The organism is Candidatus Hepatobacter penaei, assembly GCF_000742475.1.
Lineage (GTDB): Bacteria > Pseudomonadota > Alphaproteobacteria > Holosporales > Hepatobacteraceae > Hepatobacter > Hepatobacter penaei.
The window spans coordinates 163,926-180,785 of record NZ_JQAJ01000001.1; the positions used below are offsets into that span (position 1 = coordinate 163,926).

13 protein-coding genes are annotated in these 16,860 nt (G+C 50.2%); 9 read left to right on the forward strand and 4 right to left on the reverse strand.

Translation table 11 applies throughout. From position 1 onward, the window contains the following. Positions 1–13: 13 nt before the first annotated feature. The 4 genes from IG82_RS0100960 (at position 14) to lpxK (ending at position 5,671) form a co-directional block, all read left to right on the forward strand. The gene (locus IG82_RS0100960) at positions 14–1,405 is read left to right on the forward strand and encodes an NAD(P)H-dependent flavin oxidoreductase (protein WP_031933819.1); all 1,392 of its coding nucleotides are present in this window, start codon (positions 14–16) and stop codon (positions 1,403–1,405) included. Between the two features lie 9 nt (positions 1,406–1,414). After that, positions 1,415–3,202: an ABC transporter ATP-binding protein gene (locus tag IG82_RS0100965; RefSeq protein ID WP_052545555.1), complete on the forward strand. Its 1,788-nt coding sequence runs from the start codon at positions 1,415–1,417 to the stop codon at positions 3,200–3,202. A gap of 182 nt (positions 3,203–3,384) precedes the next feature. Next, positions 3,385–4,704 carry a 3-deoxy-D-manno-octulosonic acid transferase gene (locus tag IG82_RS0100975; protein ID WP_156095281.1) on the forward strand — a complete coding sequence of 440 codons (1,320 nt, stop codon included), beginning with the start codon at positions 3,385–3,387 and terminating at the stop codon, positions 4,702–4,704. Beyond that, the gene (lpxK, locus tag IG82_RS0100980) at positions 4,697–5,671 is read left to right on the forward strand and encodes a tetraacyldisaccharide 4'-kinase (protein ID WP_031933822.1); all 975 of its coding nucleotides are present in this window, start codon (positions 4,697–4,699) and stop codon (positions 5,669–5,671) included. The genes IG82_RS0100975 and lpxK overlap by 8 nt, the downstream gene beginning before the upstream one ends. 15 nt (positions 5,672–5,686) lie before the next feature. Here lpxK and IG82_RS0100985 read toward each other — a convergent pair whose 3' ends face one another. Beyond that, positions 5,687–6,253 (reverse strand): YqgE/AlgH family protein, encoded by a 567-nt coding sequence (locus IG82_RS0100985; protein ID WP_031933823.1) that lies wholly within the window; start codon positions 6,251–6,253, stop codon positions 5,687–5,689. Positions 6,254–6,330: 77 nt separating this feature from the next. Between IG82_RS0100985 and IG82_RS0100995 the strand changes: the two genes are divergently transcribed. Next, complete coding sequence (locus IG82_RS0100995) at positions 6,331–8,037, forward strand: protein-disulfide reductase DsbD family protein (protein ID WP_082191984.1); 1,707 nt, start codon at positions 6,331–6,333, stop codon at positions 8,035–8,037. 42 nt (positions 8,038–8,079) lie between these two features. Then, entirely contained in the window at positions 8,080–8,508 is a 429-nt protein-coding gene (gene tssE / locus IG82_RS0101000; RefSeq protein WP_031933825.1) for a type VI secretion system baseplate subunit TssE, read from the forward strand. Positions 8,509–8,599: 91 nt separating this feature from the next. Here the strand turns inward: tssE and IG82_RS0101005 are convergent, their stop codons facing one another. After that, positions 8,600–9,181: an RsmD family RNA methyltransferase gene (locus tag IG82_RS0101005; protein WP_082191985.1), complete on the reverse strand. Its 582-nt coding sequence runs from the start codon at positions 9,179–9,181 to the stop codon at positions 8,600–8,602. Between the two features lie 199 nt (positions 9,182–9,380). Between IG82_RS0101005 and hrcA the strand changes: the two genes are divergently transcribed. Genes hrcA through IG82_RS0101025 form a run of 3 tightly spaced genes read left to right on the forward strand, consistent with a single transcriptional unit; the run spans position 9,381 to position 11,510 of the window. Next, positions 9,381–10,406, forward strand: a complete 1,026-nt coding sequence (hrcA, locus tag IG82_RS0101015) for a heat-inducible transcriptional repressor HrcA (RefSeq protein ID WP_172642844.1) — start codon at positions 9,381–9,383, stop codon at positions 10,404–10,406. A gap of 15 nt (positions 10,407–10,421) precedes the next feature. Beyond that, positions 10,422–11,024, forward strand: a complete 603-nt coding sequence (locus tag IG82_RS0101020; protein ID WP_052545559.1) for a nucleotide exchange factor GrpE — start codon at positions 10,422–10,424, stop codon at positions 11,022–11,024. A gap of 51 nt (positions 11,025–11,075) precedes the next feature. Next, the gene (locus IG82_RS0101025; protein WP_031933830.1) at positions 11,076–11,510 is read left to right on the forward strand and encodes a Dps family protein; all 435 of its coding nucleotides are present in this window, start codon (positions 11,076–11,078) and stop codon (positions 11,508–11,510) included. 4 nt (positions 11,511–11,514) lie between these two features. On the opposite strand, the gene tssA is transcribed toward IG82_RS0101025, so the two are convergent. Next, positions 11,515–12,657 (reverse strand): type VI secretion system protein TssA, encoded by a 1,143-nt coding sequence (gene tssA, locus IG82_RS0101030; protein ID WP_031933831.1) that lies wholly within the window; start codon positions 12,655–12,657, stop codon positions 11,515–11,517. Beyond that, positions 12,654–16,844 carry a type VI secretion protein IcmF/TssM N-terminal domain-containing protein gene (locus tag IG82_RS0101035; protein ID WP_031933832.1) on the reverse strand — a complete coding sequence of 1,397 codons (4,191 nt, stop codon included), beginning with the start codon at positions 16,842–16,844 and terminating at the stop codon, positions 12,654–12,656. The genes tssA and IG82_RS0101035 overlap by 4 nt, the downstream gene beginning before the upstream one ends. Between the last annotated feature and the right edge of the window lie 16 nt (positions 16,845–16,860).

Consider the following 16,860-nt stretch of genomic DNA (forward strand, 5'->3'; position numbering starts at 1 on the left):
CAAGGGCAGCAGTGTGATTAAAGAACTCAAGCTATCGGGTTGTGAGGTGTTGCCCCTTGTGGAAGGCGGTAAAGGCATCTCTATATCCACGGGGCTGAGTGCCGGGGCTTGGGCCAAGGCGGGTGGCGTGGGCACCTTGTCGGCTGTGAACGCGGATGCCTATGATGTCAATGGTAATCGGATTCCCCAGGTCTATCGGGGCAAAACCCGCGCTGAGCGACATGCTGAGCTGATTGCCTATGCCATTCAAGGGGGGATTGCGCAAGCCAAGATTGCCCATGATATTGCAGCCGGGGTCGGCCGACTTCATCTCAACATTTTGTGGGAAATGGCGGCAGCAGAAGAGATCGCGCGCGGGGTGCTTGCCAAGGTCAGCCATCTTGTGCATGGCATTACATGCGGCGCCGGCATGCCTTATCGTATTGCGGAGATTGCGGCTGAATTTAAGATCTTTTATTACCCCATTGTCTCGTCAGCCCGTGCCTTTCGCATTTTGTGGCGCCGTGCGTATCATAGGTTGGCGGAGTGGCTGGGCGGCGTGGTCTATGAAGACCCGTGGCTGGCCGGGGGGCATAATGGCCTCTCTAACAGCGAAGATCCGCTGGTGCGTGAAGCGCCCCTTGCCCGTGTGATCGCCTTAAGGGAGTATATGCGAGAGGTGGGGCTGGACCATGTGCCCATCATTATGGCAGGCGGTGTGTGGCGTTTGGATGAGTGGCAAGACTGGATTGACAATCCCGCGCTTGGGCCCATCGCGTTTCAGTTTGGGACGCGTCCTTTGTTGACCCAAGAAAGCCCTATCTCGGATGCATGGAAAAAGGCGCTGTTGACGCTTAAGAAGGGGGATGTCTTTCTGAATCGTTTCAGCCCTACGGGCTTTTATTCCTCAGCGGTGCGCAATGATTTTTTGGAAGAATTGGCCAAGCGGTCTGCGCGTCAAATTGCCTATGAAGGATCGCCTTCACAAGAAGCCCCCGTGGCATTGCCCGTGGGGCCAAGAAAGCGGTTGGTGTATGTCAACGCCCAGGATGAGCAAAAAGCCAAAGCATGGATAGAAGCCGGGTACACCGAAGCCCTACGCACCCCCAGCAACACGCTCATTTTTGTGACGCCGGCGCGCGCAGCCCACATTCATCGAGATCAGGTAGACTGTATGGGATGTCTGAGTGCGTGTTTATTCAGCAATTGGTCGCAACGCCCCGAAGGCACCACAGGCAAACGCCCTGACCCGCGATCTTTTTGTATCCAAAAAACCCTTCAAGACATCAGCCATGAGGGGGATATCCATAACAATCTGATGTTTTCGGGGCATAACGCCTATCGTTTTGCTTCTGACCCGTTTTATGCCAACGGCTTTGTGCCTACGGTGGCGCAGCTGATTGATCGTATCAAAATAGGTGCTTAAGGGGAGGGGATGATGAAAAAAACGTCCTCTCTTTTGCGCAAGGGTGACGGGTGGGCCATTGTGCGTCGCTTTTGGAAGCATTTTTTGTCTTCGCATGTGGGCAATTTGTTGGTCAGCCTTGCTTTTATGGGGGTGGTGTCTTTGTCCACGATGCTGTTGGCCAATTTGGTGCGTCCTATTTTCGACGACATTTTCCTGGCCCGCAATCAAAAGCGGTTATGGTCTTTGGGTATTTTGATCCTGATTCTTTTTTTGGTGAAAGGGGTCGCTGCCTTTGGCCATAGTTTCTCGCTGGCGCGTTTAGGGCAAAAAGTGTCTGCAGCGTTTCAGCAGGCGCTTTTTCGGCGCTTGATCTATGCGGATCATCAGGTGTTTTCCCGCTATACGTCAGGCAAGCTGCTTTCATTGTTTGCCTATGATACACAGGTGGTGTTTCGGGGGATGACGCAAACCCTGACAAGCTTGGTGCGTGACTCACTCACCCTCATTTGCCTGGTGGGATTGATGTTTTATCAAGATTGGTTTTTGTCATTGCTGGCGTGCGTGGTGTTTCCGCTGGCGACCTATCTTTCTCTTTCTTTGGGGCGCCGGATGCGCTATTTTTCTCACCAATCTCAAAGTGCGATGGCTAAGCTTCATGCATTTTGGCAAGAAATTTTTCAAGGCATTGACATTATCAAAGCCTATACCATGGAAAAGGTAGAACTGACGAAGGCCCAAGAAAAAATAGGGGCGTTTGTGCGGTTCAATCTGAAGAACGCACGCATGAAAGGGTTTTTGCATCCTTTGATGGAAACCATTGTGGGGTTTGGTGTGGTGGCGGTGGTGCTTTATGGTGGCTATCACGTGGTGTCAGGGCAACGTTCGCCGGGAGAACTGATGTCTTTTGTGACAGCGCTGTTGATGGCCTATGAACCCTTGAAAAAACTTAGCCATCTCAACAGCTATTTTCAAGAAAGTTTGGCGGCGCTCAGTCGGTTGTTTGCGCTTTATGACCAACCCCAAACTATTCGAGATGCACGAGACGCACAACCGCTGCGCCTTGATAAAGGGGCGGTTCATTTTCGTGATATCACGTTTTCTTATGGACGCCGGCCCGTCTTTAAGAACTTTTCATGCCACATGAAGGGAGGCGCGCGTCTGGCTTTGGTAGGGGCGAGTGGGGCGGGCAAATCCACGTTGCTTCATTTAATGCTACGTTTTTATGACACAGAGAAAGGGTCCATCGAGATTGATGGCCAAAACGTTCGTGATGTGACGCTGGCGTCATTGCGTGAAAATATGGCGTTTGTGTCCCAACATGTCACCCTTTTTGACGATACCATTTCCAATAATATTGCCTATGGATGCCCGGGGGCAGGGCTTGATAAGATTCAAGAAGCGGCGCGCCATGCCTATGCCCATGATTTTATTATGCAATTACCCCAAGGCTATGAAACGTCCGTAGGAGAGCGGGGCGCGGCCCTTTCAGGTGGGCAGCGGCAGCGTATCGCCATTGCGCGTGCTTTGTTGAAAGATGCGCCTATTTTGTTGTTGGATGAGGCCACCTCAGCCCTGGATGCGCAATCAGAGCTTTTTGTGCAAAAGGCGCTCGAGCGTTTGATGACAGGGCGCACCACCTTGGTGATTGCCCACCGCATGAGCACCGTTGAAAAGGCAGACTATATCTATGTACTTGATGAAGGCAAGCTTGTAGCACAGGGCGCCCACAAAGAGTTGGCTTCGCGGCCTGGACCTTATCGCGACATGGTGCTTCCCACGCTCTCTTCTAAGCAACGGGAGGAGCGGGCGTCGTAACGTCTCTCTCTTCCATCAGCGCCTAACATCTTCTTCCAGCGTTCTTGCCTTGTGCATCTTGGTCTTGTTATGTTGGTGTCATCTTTTTATGATGAAAGCCACCTACAAGGTGAAGTGAAGGGGCATAGAACCTGTGATCAGAGGTTATTTTTTGTGTCTAGGCAAGGGTGAAAGCGGTTTTTGTGAACATCAGTGATGGGGTGTTGTGTTTATATCGTGGGTTGTGTTTTCTGGCGTGGCCCGTCTATCCACTTATCTTGTGGTGGCGTTTGTATCGAGGCGCGGAGGAGAAAACCTATTGGCGTCAGAAAATGGGGGTGTGTTTGCCGGCTCGTCCCAGGGGCGGTGTGATATGGATGCATGGTGTGTCGGTGGGGGAATCCATGGCCCTTGAGGGGGTGATGCGTGCGTTGCTCGCTTATGGTGAAGAGACGATTGTGCTCACCACCTCAACGGCATCATCGGCGCGGCTGTGGCGCAAAAAGATTGAAGCGTGTGATACATTACGCGGGCGCGTGATTCACACCCTGTGTCCACTCGATCATCCCTTATTTTGGCGCCACTTTCTCAACCATTGGCGTCCGCGGTGCTTTTTGCTGAGTGAGCATGATTTTTGGCCGCATTTGTTTTGGGCGCTTCACAACCGACGCATTATGTGTGCGGTCTTGGGCGCGCGTATGTCAGCCAAGAGTGCGCGTTTTTGGCTGTTTGTGAAGCCCCTTTTTACCTCTATATGGCGAGATTTGGTGTGTTGTGTGCCTTCAGACACGCAAGCCTCTCTTTTCAAAGCGTTGGGCGCGCGCCATGTTCATGTGTTGGGATCCTTGAAGTGGACCAAGCTGGACCCTGCTTTGGTGCAGGCACATAATCGTTATCCTTCTACGCCGGGCAAAACGTCTCCTATGCTAAGCAAACCCCCTTTTGTGATCAGCGCTGTATCCACCCATGTGGGGGAGGAAAAAGCGTGGCTAGATCTCTATCCTGCCCTTAAGAAGCGCTATCCTCACCTTGTGCTTATCCTAGCGCCCCGACACACAAAACGGGTGTCTGAGGTGTGTGATGAGGTAATCGCAAGGGGGGTGAAGGTTGAAAGGTGGCAGTCGTCTGCTGCACTCAAGGACGTTGACGGCGTGGTGGTCATTGACAAAATGGGTCTGTTGCGCAATGTGTATGCACACAGTCATATCGTGTTTGTGGGGGGGTCGTTGTTTCCAGGGGTCGGGGGGCATGATCTCATTGATCCGGCGGCCTATGGGTGCTGTGTGCTGTGTGGGCCATTTATGGAGGCGCAGGCCGACGTGTTTGCGCTTTTTCAGCAAAAAAAGGCCGTAGGGGTGGTGCAAGCTTCTACGATGGGTGAACAGGTGTCTGGCTATCTAGATGAACAAAAAACTTGTGAACTTATGGGCAAACGTGCTCAGGCCTTGGTGCAAGAACGCTATCACACCGTGCTTGAGGGATATATGACATTACTCACACAGCAAGGGGTCGTGCATGCCTAAAGCGCCGTCTTTTTGGTATCAAAAACATCCAGGGCTGTGGTGCTATAACCTCTGGCCGTTGACGTGGGTGTATCGCTTTTTTGCCCGACTGCGCCGATGGGTGCGACGCCCCCAAAAAGCCCCGTTTCCTGTGATTTCTGTGGGCAACCTTGTGATGGGGGGGGCGGGGAAAACCCCTGTGGTGAAGGCGTTGAGTGAGATGCTGAAAAACATCGGGTATCACCCGGTAGTGATTTCAAAAGGCTATGGCGCGAAGCAACGTAAGCCTTTGTGGGTGGACGCATCGCTTCACACCTATAAAGATGTAGGGGATGAGGCGCTGCTTTTGTCCCATTATGTGCCCACGTTGGTGTGCCGGCGGCGCAAAAAAACGTTAGGTGTGGTGCCGTTTCAACGCAACGTGGTGCTTGTGCTGGATGATGGACATCAGCAGCGCGATATCAAAACAGATATCAATGTGCTTGTCTATGACCATAAACAGGGTGTGGGCAATGGGTATGTGTTTCCCCAAGGTCCTTTGCGTGAAACCGTCAAACAGGGCTTGTCCAGGACGCACGCTGTGGTGCATGTGGGGGGCAAGCGGTCAGCACATGGCGTTGTGCCTGTGTTTTATGCCGATTTTTTGCCGAGCCATCCCTTGCCGGCTAAAACCAAGGTGTGGGGAGTGTGCGGCCTGGGCTATCCTCAAAAATTTTTACACACCTTGAAAAAGATGGAGGTCAACGTGGTGGGGTTTTCTGCTTTTCCCGATCACCATCCTTACACGTTCTCAGACCTTCATTCCATTGCGCAACAGGCCGCGCAAAAAGACGCCACGCTTGTCACCACAGAAAAAGATTGGTTGCGCTGGCCCGAAAATGCCACCTTACCCTCCGTGATTCACATTGATGTGCACTGGCACCACGAAGCAAAGGTGCGCACGTTTCTCAAAGAACGACTGCAGAAGGTGCTTTCAACGTTGCATTAACCCCGGGCTTGGGGGTTACGCGTGGCCACCCATGGAGGCAAAGCATGGGGGCTGAATGCCGAGGCGCTGGATGGCATGATCCCATTTTTCCCGTGCAGGCACAGAAAACACAAATTCTGGCGTGGCTTCCAGCAGCAACCATTGATTGTTCTGAATTTCATCTTCCAGCTGCCCAGGCTCCCACGAGGTGTATCCCAAAGTCAGCAAAACGTGGGGTGCATTGATGTTGTTGTGGGGGTGAAAGTCAATGGTGGGTGTGACATGAAAGGTTGGTCCGGAGGTTTTTGCATTGCGCTCTTGCGCGGGCGTATCTTGTTTTTGCATATGCAAAACAAAGCTGCGCTCGCTTTCTTCAGACCCACCTTCATATACCGGGAGCATGGTGGATTCATCATCTGCATTTTCTTCAAAAAAGGCGCTTAAGGTAATGCTGTCAAGGAGCCTGTTTAACACCAACCCCATGGCGCCGTCTTTATCATGGGCAAACATAAAGATCACCGTCTTAGGAAAGGGTGTACTTTCAAGATGGGGCGGAGAAATCAACAGATAATTTACGAGAGATTCGGCTCTTTGTGTTTTCATGAAGAAGAGATTTCATTTCATTTTTTTACCATTGTCACGCATGATACACTAACAAAGTCTTTCTTGGGGAAAAGACGATGCATTGTTTTTTACGCCTTTTTTGGGTTTTTCTCGTCTGCGCGCCTGTGTGCGTGAGTGTGCTCAAGGCTTCGCCTGTGGTGAGTATCAAGCCTTTGTCATGCCGTTTTTCTCCCAATCACATGCAGGCTTTGGTTACGCTGGAGATGATCATTGAAAAAGACTGGTCTGTGCAAGCCCAAGGTGCGTCCTTTTCTGCGGCGCCAACGCTGGTTTTGCAAAGTATGCCTTCTGTGCGTACGTATAAGGTTTTTTGGCCAGATCCTGTATGGGTGTTTAAAGAGGGGTTTCACACACCCACGTATCAACAGCGCCTCGTGCTGCCGGTTAAGATTGATTTTGCCCATCCCACACCAACGGCGCATCTTCAGGCTCAATTTCTCTTGTTTGCGTGCCATCATCATGAATGTCGCGCCTTGGATGTGTCTGTTTCTTATAAAATTGAGGCGCCGCATCATATTCAGCCTTTTTCTTTTCCCGAGCCCCCAAAAGCCCGTCCCTCTTTTTTGTGGGTATTGTTTATATCTTTCTTAGGGGGGTGTTTGCTCAATTTCATGCCCTGCGTGTTGCCCGTCTTGGGGGTGAAACTGCTTGTTTTCACAAAAAATCGCTGCCCCAAGGGTTTTTTGCTGGTGGGGGATTTGTGGGCCAGTGTGGCGGGCATTTTCGCGGCATTTATGCTGTTGGCGCTGGTGGCGATTTCCTTAAAACTCCTGGGCCATACGGTGGGGTGGGGGTTGCATTTTCAAAATCCTTATTTTTTAAGCTGTATGGCGGCCATGCTTCTTGTGTTTATCGCCCAGCTTTGGAATATGTTTGAAGTCAATGTGGCCGTGTTGTTCCAAAAATACACGTTGCCATCCATGCATACGGCGCGAGCCTTTCTTACGGGTGTTTTTTCTGTGCTGATTGCCACGCCTTGCACGGCGCCTTTTGTGGGCACCGCCGTGGGGTTTGCCTTGTCTCAACAGGTGGGTGAAATTCTTGCGGTCTTTTCGCTGCTGGCGCTTGGGTTTTCATCGCCTTACTGGGTGGCGGCGTTGTTGCCCTCTCATCATATTCGTCTTCCCAAACCGGGTCGGTGGTTATGGACGTTTCAGGTCGTGCTCAGTCTTTTCTTGCTGGGCACGTGGGGGTGGTTTATTGCCTTGTTGAGTTGGCCTTTTCAGGGGATGTATGTGTGGCTGTTGTGCGTTCTTTCTTTGCTTGTGCTGGTGGGGTTTTTCTTAAGGGCGCGGGGGGTGCGCCTGGCTTCTGCGTTTCTGGTAATGCATCTGATTCTTTTATGCTTAGCGCCTTTGGCGAAACCCTATTTTGCCCGCGCACCTTCTGTGGTGGCTTCATCTTCTGGCCTGCGCTGGCAAACGTTTCGCCCAGAAGATATCGCCACCTTTGTGAGCCAAGGTCGTGTGGTGCTGGTGGATATCACAGCTGCGTGGTGTTTGACCTGTCAGGTGAACAAGAAAATGGTGCTGAATCGCAAGGAGATGACACGCTTTTTGACCGATGCGTCGGTGGTGTGTATGCGCGGGGATTGGACGCACACCAATGAGACCATCGCGTTTTTTCTCAAGACATTTCAAAGAGCTGGTATTCCCTTTAATGCCGTGTTTGGGCCTGGTGCGCCTGAAGGGATTGTGTTGCCCGAAATTTTGAAACAAGATGTGGTGAAAGAAGCCGTCAAGCGTGCGCAGGGACCAAGATAACCCGCGCTGTAGAGACGAAGATGGTCAAAACAAGGTGATGTGATGCGCACAAAAAAGAAAGGTGTTTTTTTGCCGCCGCTTTTTGATCGGCTGACGCTAGATGCTCCCGATCGTCTGGATGAAGAGGGCGTGAAGGCATCGGTGGCCAAGGAGCTTTTCATTCTGCTCAACACGCGCTCTGTGGTGCGGCAAGACATAGACCCCGAGGAGGGTGAGGTTTTGTCACGCTATCCGCCCTTTTTTGGTTTCCCCGATTTTTCTCGTGCGCTCTTTGAAAATAAGGAAGACGTGAAAAAAAAGATTATTCAAATGGTGCGCCTTTATGAAAAGCGGCTGCGCGAGCCTGAGGTTGAATCTATTGACTATCACCAAGAAAAGCGTACCTATTCCGTGTGCTTGAAGGGGTTTCTTATGTTGGGAGATCGGCGCGTTCCGGTGACTTTTCCCATTGATGTGATGAATCCTGGCTAGAGCCTTTCGGTTGGTCCCCCCTTTGGATCTGTCTCTTGGACTCTGGCTTGGCCTTCTGTTGCGGGTTCTTACGTTGCGCACACGATAATGGTTAAGACGCGTCTTCTTCCGTGAGGGCGGGCATGTAGGACATAAAATGCACATGCGTCCTGCCTTTGGTGGTAGTGTGCTCAAGGGTGATAAAGGGCGGCAGGGGTAAGGCCTCTCGTTTGTCAGTTTCTGCAATGAGGACAGCTCGCGGGGTGAGCCAATGGCCGCGATGAAGGTTATCCAAAGCCGGAGGAATTAACGCCTGACCATAAGGGGCATCAAGAAAGCAAAGATGATAGGGCGGCATCGTGCAGGGTGGCAGGTGGGGCACCGCGCAGGCCAAAAGCGAGGTGCAGGTTGTGAGGTCGTGGGTTTTGAGAAAGCTATCCAGCTTGTGGCGTGTGGTGGCTTGAGGCTCCACAAAGGTGACAAACGCCGCGCCACGAGACAAGGCCTCAAGCCCTAAAGAGCCTGTGCCGGCAAAAACATCCAAAACGCGACATGAGGGAAGGTCAAGCGCAGGGTCTGCATGCATGAGGCGATTAAAGATCATTTCTCTGCGATACGAGCTGGTAGGCCGGACCCATGGGTCATGGGGCGCGAGTTTTCGCCCTTTAAGGCGCCCCTGCAAAATACGCATCATGATTGAGCGGTTTCTCTATGTGATCAAATAGTCTTGAGGTAGGGTGCCTGAAAGGTCGTGATAGCTCAAGCCACCATAAAGCGAGCCCCTTAAAAAAACAAACACATACCCTGCGCAAAGAAGCAAGAATGGTGCGGCGCAGGCTTGTTTGCGTAAGTCTTTTATTGAAAAGTGTCATCAACAGGTTAGAATGGGGGGTATGAACGAACTTGACGTGCGCGCCCTTAATGTCCTTGATCACCTGGTAGATATCTATCTGGAGACACGTGCCCCCGTGGGCTCTTTGGCTTTGGCGAAACGTCTGATCCCTGCGCTTTCGCCAGCCACGGTGCGGTATATTGTGGCAGAGTTAGAAGAGCTCTCCTTGGTGACGTCCCTTCACACATCCTCTGGGCGGATCCCCACAGAAAAGGGGTTGCGTTCTGTGATGAAACGCTTCTTGGCTATGGACCCGCTTTCGGATGTGGATAAAAAGACTCTTGAACATAAGGTAGACAGCGAGCTTACGGTGTCTCGAGAAATGTTTGAGGGACTCACAGCTATGCTTTCCTCCCTTTCTATGTGTGCAGGGATTGTGAAAGCGCCCCTTTTTGAGCCCTGCCTTGAGCATGTGGGGTTTGTTTGTCTTGAAGCGAAACAAGTGTTGGCGATGTTGGTGATGCTGGATGGTACGATTGTAAAACATGTGATGCCAACCTGTGGTGATATAAAGGATCATCATCTGCAAGAAGCGGCCAACTATCTCAATGCCCATATCCGGGGGAAAACCCTTCATCAAGCGCGCGATTTTGTGGCAGAGGCCTGTGAGGAAACCCTGTGGGATATGGATCGTTTGTCTCACCACCTCGTCAAAGCCAGTGTAACGCTTTTTAAAGATCATCACGATGAAGCTTTGATTGTGAGGGGGCAAGATTTTCTTTTGAAAACCTGGGTGGAAGCCAATGACTTGCACACGCTCAAAGTGTTTCTCGATACGCAAGATGTGAAAAAAGATTTGCTGACCTTGTTGGATCTTACCATTCAAGATCAGGTGGTGCAGATTTTTGTGGGGTCTCAATCTCTCTTAAAATCAAGTCACTGCGCCGTGGTGGTGGCCCCTTATCATGACCGATCCGGTGACGTTGTGGGGGCTGTGGGGGTGTTGGGCCCAACATACATGGATTATCGGCGTATTGTGCCCATGGTGGATTATACAGCTGCCCTTTTGGGCCGTGTGATGATATAGGATAAAGGAGCGATTATGGATCAAAAAAACAAAGAGCATCAAGATACAGGCGCACCCGCTGACCCTCAAGAGGGCCACGCCGTTGTAGAAGAGGACGCCGAAGGTGAACCCCCCGTTCCTGCTGAAGAGGGCGCTCAGGCTAATGAAAAAAGCGTGGTGGCTGCGCTTGAAGAGAAAAACCAAGCGCTTCAAGATAAATATATGCGCGTGTTGGCGGATATGGAAAACATGCGCAAACGCCATGAGCAAGAATGTCAAAATATACGCAAGCACGGCACCACTGCGCTTCTTAAAAACATTCTTAGTGTTATGGACAACGTGACCCGCGCGTTAACCACGCCTGTGGGCGATGCGCCCGATCCCATGGTGAAGGGATTGTTTGAGGGGCTGACCATGATTCAGGCAGAATTGACGGCCTTTTTAAAAAAACAAGGCGTCACGAAAATTGAAGCCCTCGGTGCCCCGTTTGACACCGCGTTTCATCAGGCGATCCGGGAAGATATATCTGAAAAAGATCCCGGCACGGTTGTGGATGTGATGCAAGAAGGGTATCTTTTGGGAGATCGGTTGTTGCGTCCTGCTGCCGTGGTGATTGCAAAAAAAGAAGACCATGCCTGACGCTGCGGGTGCTCTGGGTAGGGTGTTTCGTGAAGAAGGAAAGGATTCTCTATGTCTGATTGCGTAAAAAGCCTGACATCTATTTTGTCGGATACATATGTTTTATATACCAAGGTGCAAAATTATCACTGGAATGTGAAAGGCCCGTCTTTTTTTGTGTGGCATGCCTTTTTTGAAACGCTCTATCAAGAGCTGGCCAAAACCATTGATGTGCTGGCAGAACGGATCCGCCAGCTTGGCGCGCCTGTGCCTGGCACCCTGGCGACGTTTTTGGCGCATTCGCAAGTGAAAGAAGTGGAAAATCAGCCCTCTGCCACCATGATGCGTGATGTTCAGCATGACTATCGTTATTTGTGTGAGGCGCTCAAAAAAGCCATTCAGGTGGCAGAAGAGCATCACGATCCCGTGACGGTGGATTTGTTGACGGGCTATTTGTCTTCGTGTGAAAAATCCCTCTGGATGATGGACAGCAGCCTGGCTTCTTAGGGGCTTAGGCCTGCGTATCCTTTTTCTTGCAAAACTCAGCAAGCCACAAGGAGGCATCTTTGGGGTTATCAAAGTCATTGGCAATTTCGGGAAAGCTCTTGTTTTCCCAGCTGTGAATGCGTGTCAACAAATGAGGCACGGGGCTTTGGGGATCATGTTCGCATAAATAAAGGGCCACCTTTTTCAATAACGCATACGCGCTTTGACGCGATGAGGGATCATCTGAGGTGGGTTTGTCTTGAGGCGCTGCAGGCGTTAGTTCATGATCAGCGTTGTCTGGTTGCTTTTCTGGCAAGGCAACCTCTTCGGGGGCCGGCGTTGTCAGCTTTTTAAGAGTGTTTAGCAACCCTTTGGGTTCTTCTGGGCGCGGCGTCACCACTTTGGCTATTTTTTTGAAATCAGGCAAGCAATCAATAATCTCTTTGATTCTTTTGGTGGCGTTGCTGAGCAGGGCCTCTTCGGCGCCCTGGGTTCGATCATAAAAAAATTGATCAAGTTGGTTGAGGGCATCAAGACTTTTAAACAAGTCTTGCTCAAAGATTTCATAAAAACGTTGCTTGGTGTCTGCAATGCTTTGCTGCACGTCATGCTTGAGCGGGCGCCCCTCTTCTTCTAAAAACTTGCCTGGATTGCGTTGTTTTTGACTGAGGGCGCTTAGGTGCTGGGCATCAATATAGTTGGCCAGGGTATAAGGCTCGATGCCTGCGGTGTCAGGCTGAGAAATGGGAATCTCCAGCAACGCATCACTCATGGTTCTGGAGAGCCATTCCAAAAGATAAGCCCGTTCAGCCGGGTCATCAACCTGCGGGTGAATTGAGTCCCAAAAATGTTCGAGCAATTGGTGTGTGAGGTGTGTGCCTTGAAAAAGACCCTCAAGGCCATAAAGAAAAAACCAGGCCTCTGTAAGCCACAAAGCAATTTGCAGATCTTTAGATTCTTGAGACAGAGCATGCATGCAGATGCGCTCTACGCGATACCAATCAGCCTTCGGAGATTCTTCTTGCCAAGCGCCTTGGGGTAATCCCGTTTTGTCTTCCTTGCGCAGTGTCTTGAGTTCATCATAAATCGCGGTGTATCGCAGGTTCTCACCGCAAGGGTTTTTGGGGCTTATTTTTTTCAAAAGGGGTTGAAGGTTTTTGATCGTCATGGGCCTTCAGGATCCTTTGGAATGAGACAGGCCTTGGTTTTGTTTTCCTCCATGCTGCCCTTTGCTTCCTGCGCCTCCAATTGCGACAGGGTGGGCGCAATAAAGGGGAAGGATTTTGGAATCGCCAAGGATTTGCCGCTGTTACCATCCACCAAGCCTATTTTCATGAACACAAGAAGCTCATTGGCCTCAGGTGGTGGCAGGGTGTCTTGACCGCATAGCTTGGGGTAGAGTTGATTTTTCAGGCCCGTGGGGATAGAAAAACGCACCATGACGCTTTGGTTGTCACCGTCGCCCACAACCTCTGCGTGCTGATATTGCAGCATTTTTAACAAGGCCCAATCGCCACTGTAAGATAAACTGGCTGTTAAGCCATCAACATTGAGGCATGGCTGGAGAGAGGATGGCACAGGGCGATAGAGGCTGCCCAGCGCCCATCTAAAATCAACTTTGAGGGGGGATCCTTGGCTCCACCATACTTTGGCTGTCTTGTTTTTGGCATAAACCGTTTTTTCACCAGCCAGAAGGCTCCAGCTGATCAGCTGATTGGCTTGCTTTTCTTGATCTTTCTGTGTGCGGAAGGTGACCTCTAAGGGCACAGAAGGTGCCTTATCTTCCCCAGATGTATCAATGCATAATCTGAAAAAGGCTCGCGTTTTTTCGATGCTCTTAATAAAATTCAGCGCTTTGAGATAGTGTGATTTTTTGCGCCCCTCGCGGGTGAGCAGCTCTTTGACATAAGGGCCCTCCTTATCAAAAATGGAAAAGAAAATTTTCAACTTTTCAAGGGAAACATCTTCATCTGTTTCAAAATTTTTCGGCGTAAAGGGATAGCGCCCTGCCAGGTGTGTGTTGAAATAGCTGGTGATTTTTTTGTACGAAGCCAAAGATGCATCGCGGTTGGCCAACGCGCATTGGCGCGCAAAAGAGGCGCGGATGCTGTTGATACGGTCGAGAAAATAATCAATGCCGGCAGGATTTTTAGCCAGGTGGAGAGAAATAGGGCAGCCTTCTAAGGTGAGAGAAGGCAATGTGGTGCTGATAAAGCTTTCCAACATCTGAAGGGTGTTGGCGGCATTGCGCTCATAGAATTGAAGCTGGGTGAGAATATCTGACCATTTCAGCATCAGGTGGGGCAGGGCTGACGAATCAGAGGTATAGATAATCTTCAATAACTCAACGGCCGGCCCAGCAAACTCTTTAGCGAGGTAGCGCAAGCGCTCTCTTTGGTTGGTGAGATAGTTTTTGAGGTCTTGCTGGCTTGAGGCGCCAAAGGCTGCAAACACATGCCGTGGGTTGCCGCGCCATTGCGTCACAATGTCTTGGCGGGGCTCATAGGGGGCTTCGCTTTCATAAATGGCGTTAATCTTTTCTAAAATATGTAAGGCTTGGTCATGCACAATGTCTTTTAAACTGGTGTAAAGGTCGGTAAAGTCGGATTTTTTGAGCGTGCTCAACAACGGCCCAATCACAGGCACCAGGGTTTTGAGGTTACGCACCTCTGTGAGATAGGTTTCCTCGGGCGCTAACGTCGACATGTGTTGATCAATGGGCACAAATTCTTGGGCATCATAAATTTTGCCATAGACGGTGCGGCCCAGCGTGTGAAAACACACCCGTTGCAACACATCACGGGTTTTGGGGGGCAGGCTCGCGAGGCGGTTTTTGAAAAAATCTTCAAACTTTTTAATGAGGTCAATCGCCTCTGACAAGGTGTGCGTATTCCATGTGAGGTAGCGGTCAAAGCTTTCTTTTTTAAGGGGCGGCGATTCATGGGGAGGATACATAAACGGTTGACTCAACAAAAGATTGAGCAAGCCTTGAAAATTGAGCAGGGCCGTGGAAATGTGGAAGGCCCCGTCTTGGTCAACGGTAAAAATCTTTCCCACCACGGGCGATCCTGTGGCCGCCAATGTGCCCTTTAAACGCTCGAAAGCGATTTGAGATTTTTCTTGGAATTTTCCGGCCGTCTCGGGCTCAAACAGTCTGAGCAACGCAATTTTCTTCAACAGGGTTTCATAGCCAGGACCTGGTGCAAAGGTGCGCTGAGAAAGCCAAGCTGACTCAGGGGAAGAAAAGGTGTTGATGCTGTCTGCCAAGGTTTTGGCCAACGTGCGCAAATCTTTGAGCCCATAGTTTTCATGGGCAGACCAGAACAAATTCAGGTGCTTCACAAGGCGCGTGAGATTAGGCAAGAGGTGCTCTGTTTTAAACCCATTATCAAGAAACCGATTTCTATAAAACAAAAAGCGCTCAAAGGCGGGCTTGCCATAGGAAAAGAATTGAATTTGGTCAGACTCTTTGGTGTTGGATAAAAAGTGTGTATAAAACGAGTTTGACGCTTGCGCAAAAGAGGACGGCACTTGAAACCCAAACAGATTGTTGACAAGAAATCCAAAATCTTCAAAGCGTTTTGAATGGCGCAGGCTGTTATATTTTTCTGTCATGCTTTGATACAGGTTCAAGGTCACCACATAGCGCTCCATTTCATGGAAAAACGGTGTATATAAGGGGTTGACGCCTGCAACCTTCTTAAGGGTTGTGTGTGCGTCGGGTACATTGCCTTTCACAATGTCATCCATGTTTTCATTGAGCTTTTGCACAATGGCCTTAAAAATTACCTGATAATAGGCCAGCTCCACAACGCGCTGAATCTTCGTTTCCAAAGGTGAGAGCCACGAAAAAGGCAAAAACCATGAGTAGAGACGGTGGGTATATACATTGATGACGGCGGGCAAAAGGGCGCGGGCTTGTTTTTGAAAAAAAGCGTGGTCCAGTTTTTCGTCCCGCTCACGGGTAATGGCGCGTTGGATGACACTCCCAATTTCGTCCACATAGGGCACAATCATGTGTTTGGTTTTGTCTAGCCGTCGATAGGCATGGAAAAGACCAAGCGAGCCCAAGATAAGAAATAAGATGGCACCGCTTTGAATGATTTTAACGGAATAGTTTTTAGACAACAGGCTGTCTGTCAAGGGGGATGCTAACCCTTGCTCAGAAAAAATCTTATCCCTAAAAAGCGTTTTATTAAAATAAATATCGCGCTGAGCCGGAGGGGCAGACATCAGCGTGACATTGCTTTTTTCTTCAAAAAGATTCTTTTTTTGCAAAGAGGCTTTCATGGCTTTTTGCAGTTTGTTGGCTGTTTCGTGATAGTGAATGCAGCCGTCGCCCACAAAGAACACCCCCCTCAGCAAAAGGCCTTTGGCGACCTTGGTGCGCGAGAAAAGATTTTTGAGATAGATGCTTAATGGGTCTTTGAGTTTTTGAAACTCGTGGGGAAACAGGCACAGCCCATCTTTTTCACTCATCACATGGCCGTGCACAAACATTTCTTGCTGAAGGCGCATGATTTGCGACAAGACGCTGCTGAACATTTCATCCGCCCAGCTTTCATGGTAGGGAAGATCCAACGAATAGGGGGTGGACCACCCAAAGATATCGCCCTTTTTTTCGTCAGGAATTTGGTGGCAAAAGCTTGAAAAGCCCGAGACACGATCTGTTTTGGTGATAACCAAAAAAATGGGGAGCTTGATGCCGAGATTGGTTTGGGCTTCATGAAATTTTTCATAGACATGATTGGCGCGCACAGCCAATGTTTGTGTGTCAAGGGTGAGGAGCTCTTCTGCCGATATGCACAACACAACCCCGTTGAGAGGCTGGTTGGGGCGGGTGCTGCGCAGAATTCTAAGAAACGAGCGCCATTCCTCATTTTTTGACAGCGTGGTTTCTTTTTCCATAAAAAGATCGCCGCGAAGGTTCATCATCACCGCCAGGTCAAAAAACCAAAAATCACACGGGGGATCGAGGGACATAGCCCCGTCGCGGTTTACAGGCACCGGTATATCCAGTTTTTCAAGAAGCGTGTTTTTGCCTGCACTTTCTGATCCCACCATCAGGTAAAAAGGCAACTGATAGGGAAAATTACCAGACCCTGTATAGTTTCTTAACGTGTGCATGGCGTCTTGAAACACCTTGCCAAGCAGGTTTTGCTTCGACCCTTTTAAGGGGAACAGTGCACTGGAGAGGGTGGACAACAAACGGCTGGTGCTGCTTTTAGACGATGTGGTTTTTGAGGCAGATGAATGCACAAAAAGAGCCAGCAACAGGGTGAGTAACAACCCCACCACAAGGGGGTAGAAAAAGCCCAGAAAAGAAATAGAGAACAAAAAATCTGTTAGCGCCATAAAGGGGGACCTTGCT

Excerpts from the sequence above, each read along its gene's own strand:
- IG82_RS0100965 (WP_052545555.1), top strand. The coding sequence starts at position 1,415 with ATGATGAAAAAAACGTCCTCTCTTTTGCGCAAGGGTGACGGGTGGGCC.
- lpxK (WP_031933822.1), top strand. The coding sequence starts at position 4,697 with ATGCCTAAAGCGCCGTCTTTTTGGTATCAAAAACATCCAGGGCTGTGG.
- IG82_RS0100985 (WP_031933823.1), bottom strand. The coding sequence starts at position 6,253 with ATGAAAACACAAAGAGCCGAATCTCTCGTAAATTATCTGTTGATTTCT.
- IG82_RS0100995 (WP_082191984.1), top strand. The coding sequence starts at position 6,331 with ATGCATTGTTTTTTACGCCTTTTTTGGGTTTTTCTCGTCTGCGCGCCT.
- tssE (WP_031933825.1), top strand. The coding sequence starts at position 8,080 with ATGCGCACAAAAAAGAAAGGTGTTTTTTTGCCGCCGCTTTTTGATCGG.
- IG82_RS0101005 (WP_082191985.1), bottom strand. The coding sequence starts at position 9,181 with ATGATGCGTATTTTGCAGGGGCGCCTTAAAGGGCGAAAACTCGCGCCC.
- hrcA (WP_172642844.1), top strand. The coding sequence starts at position 9,381 with ATGAACGAACTTGACGTGCGCGCCCTTAATGTCCTTGATCACCTGGTA.
- IG82_RS0101020 (WP_052545559.1), top strand. The coding sequence starts at position 10,422 with ATGGATCAAAAAAACAAAGAGCATCAAGATACAGGCGCACCCGCTGAC.
- IG82_RS0101025 (WP_031933830.1), top strand. The coding sequence starts at position 11,076 with ATGTCTGATTGCGTAAAAAGCCTGACATCTATTTTGTCGGATACATAT.
- tssA (WP_031933831.1), bottom strand. The coding sequence starts at position 12,657 with ATGACGATCAAAAACCTTCAACCCCTTTTGAAAAAAATAAGCCCCAAA.
- IG82_RS0101035 (WP_031933832.1), bottom strand. The coding sequence starts at position 16,844 with ATGGCGCTAACAGATTTTTTGTTCTCTATTTCTTTTCTGGGCTTTTTC.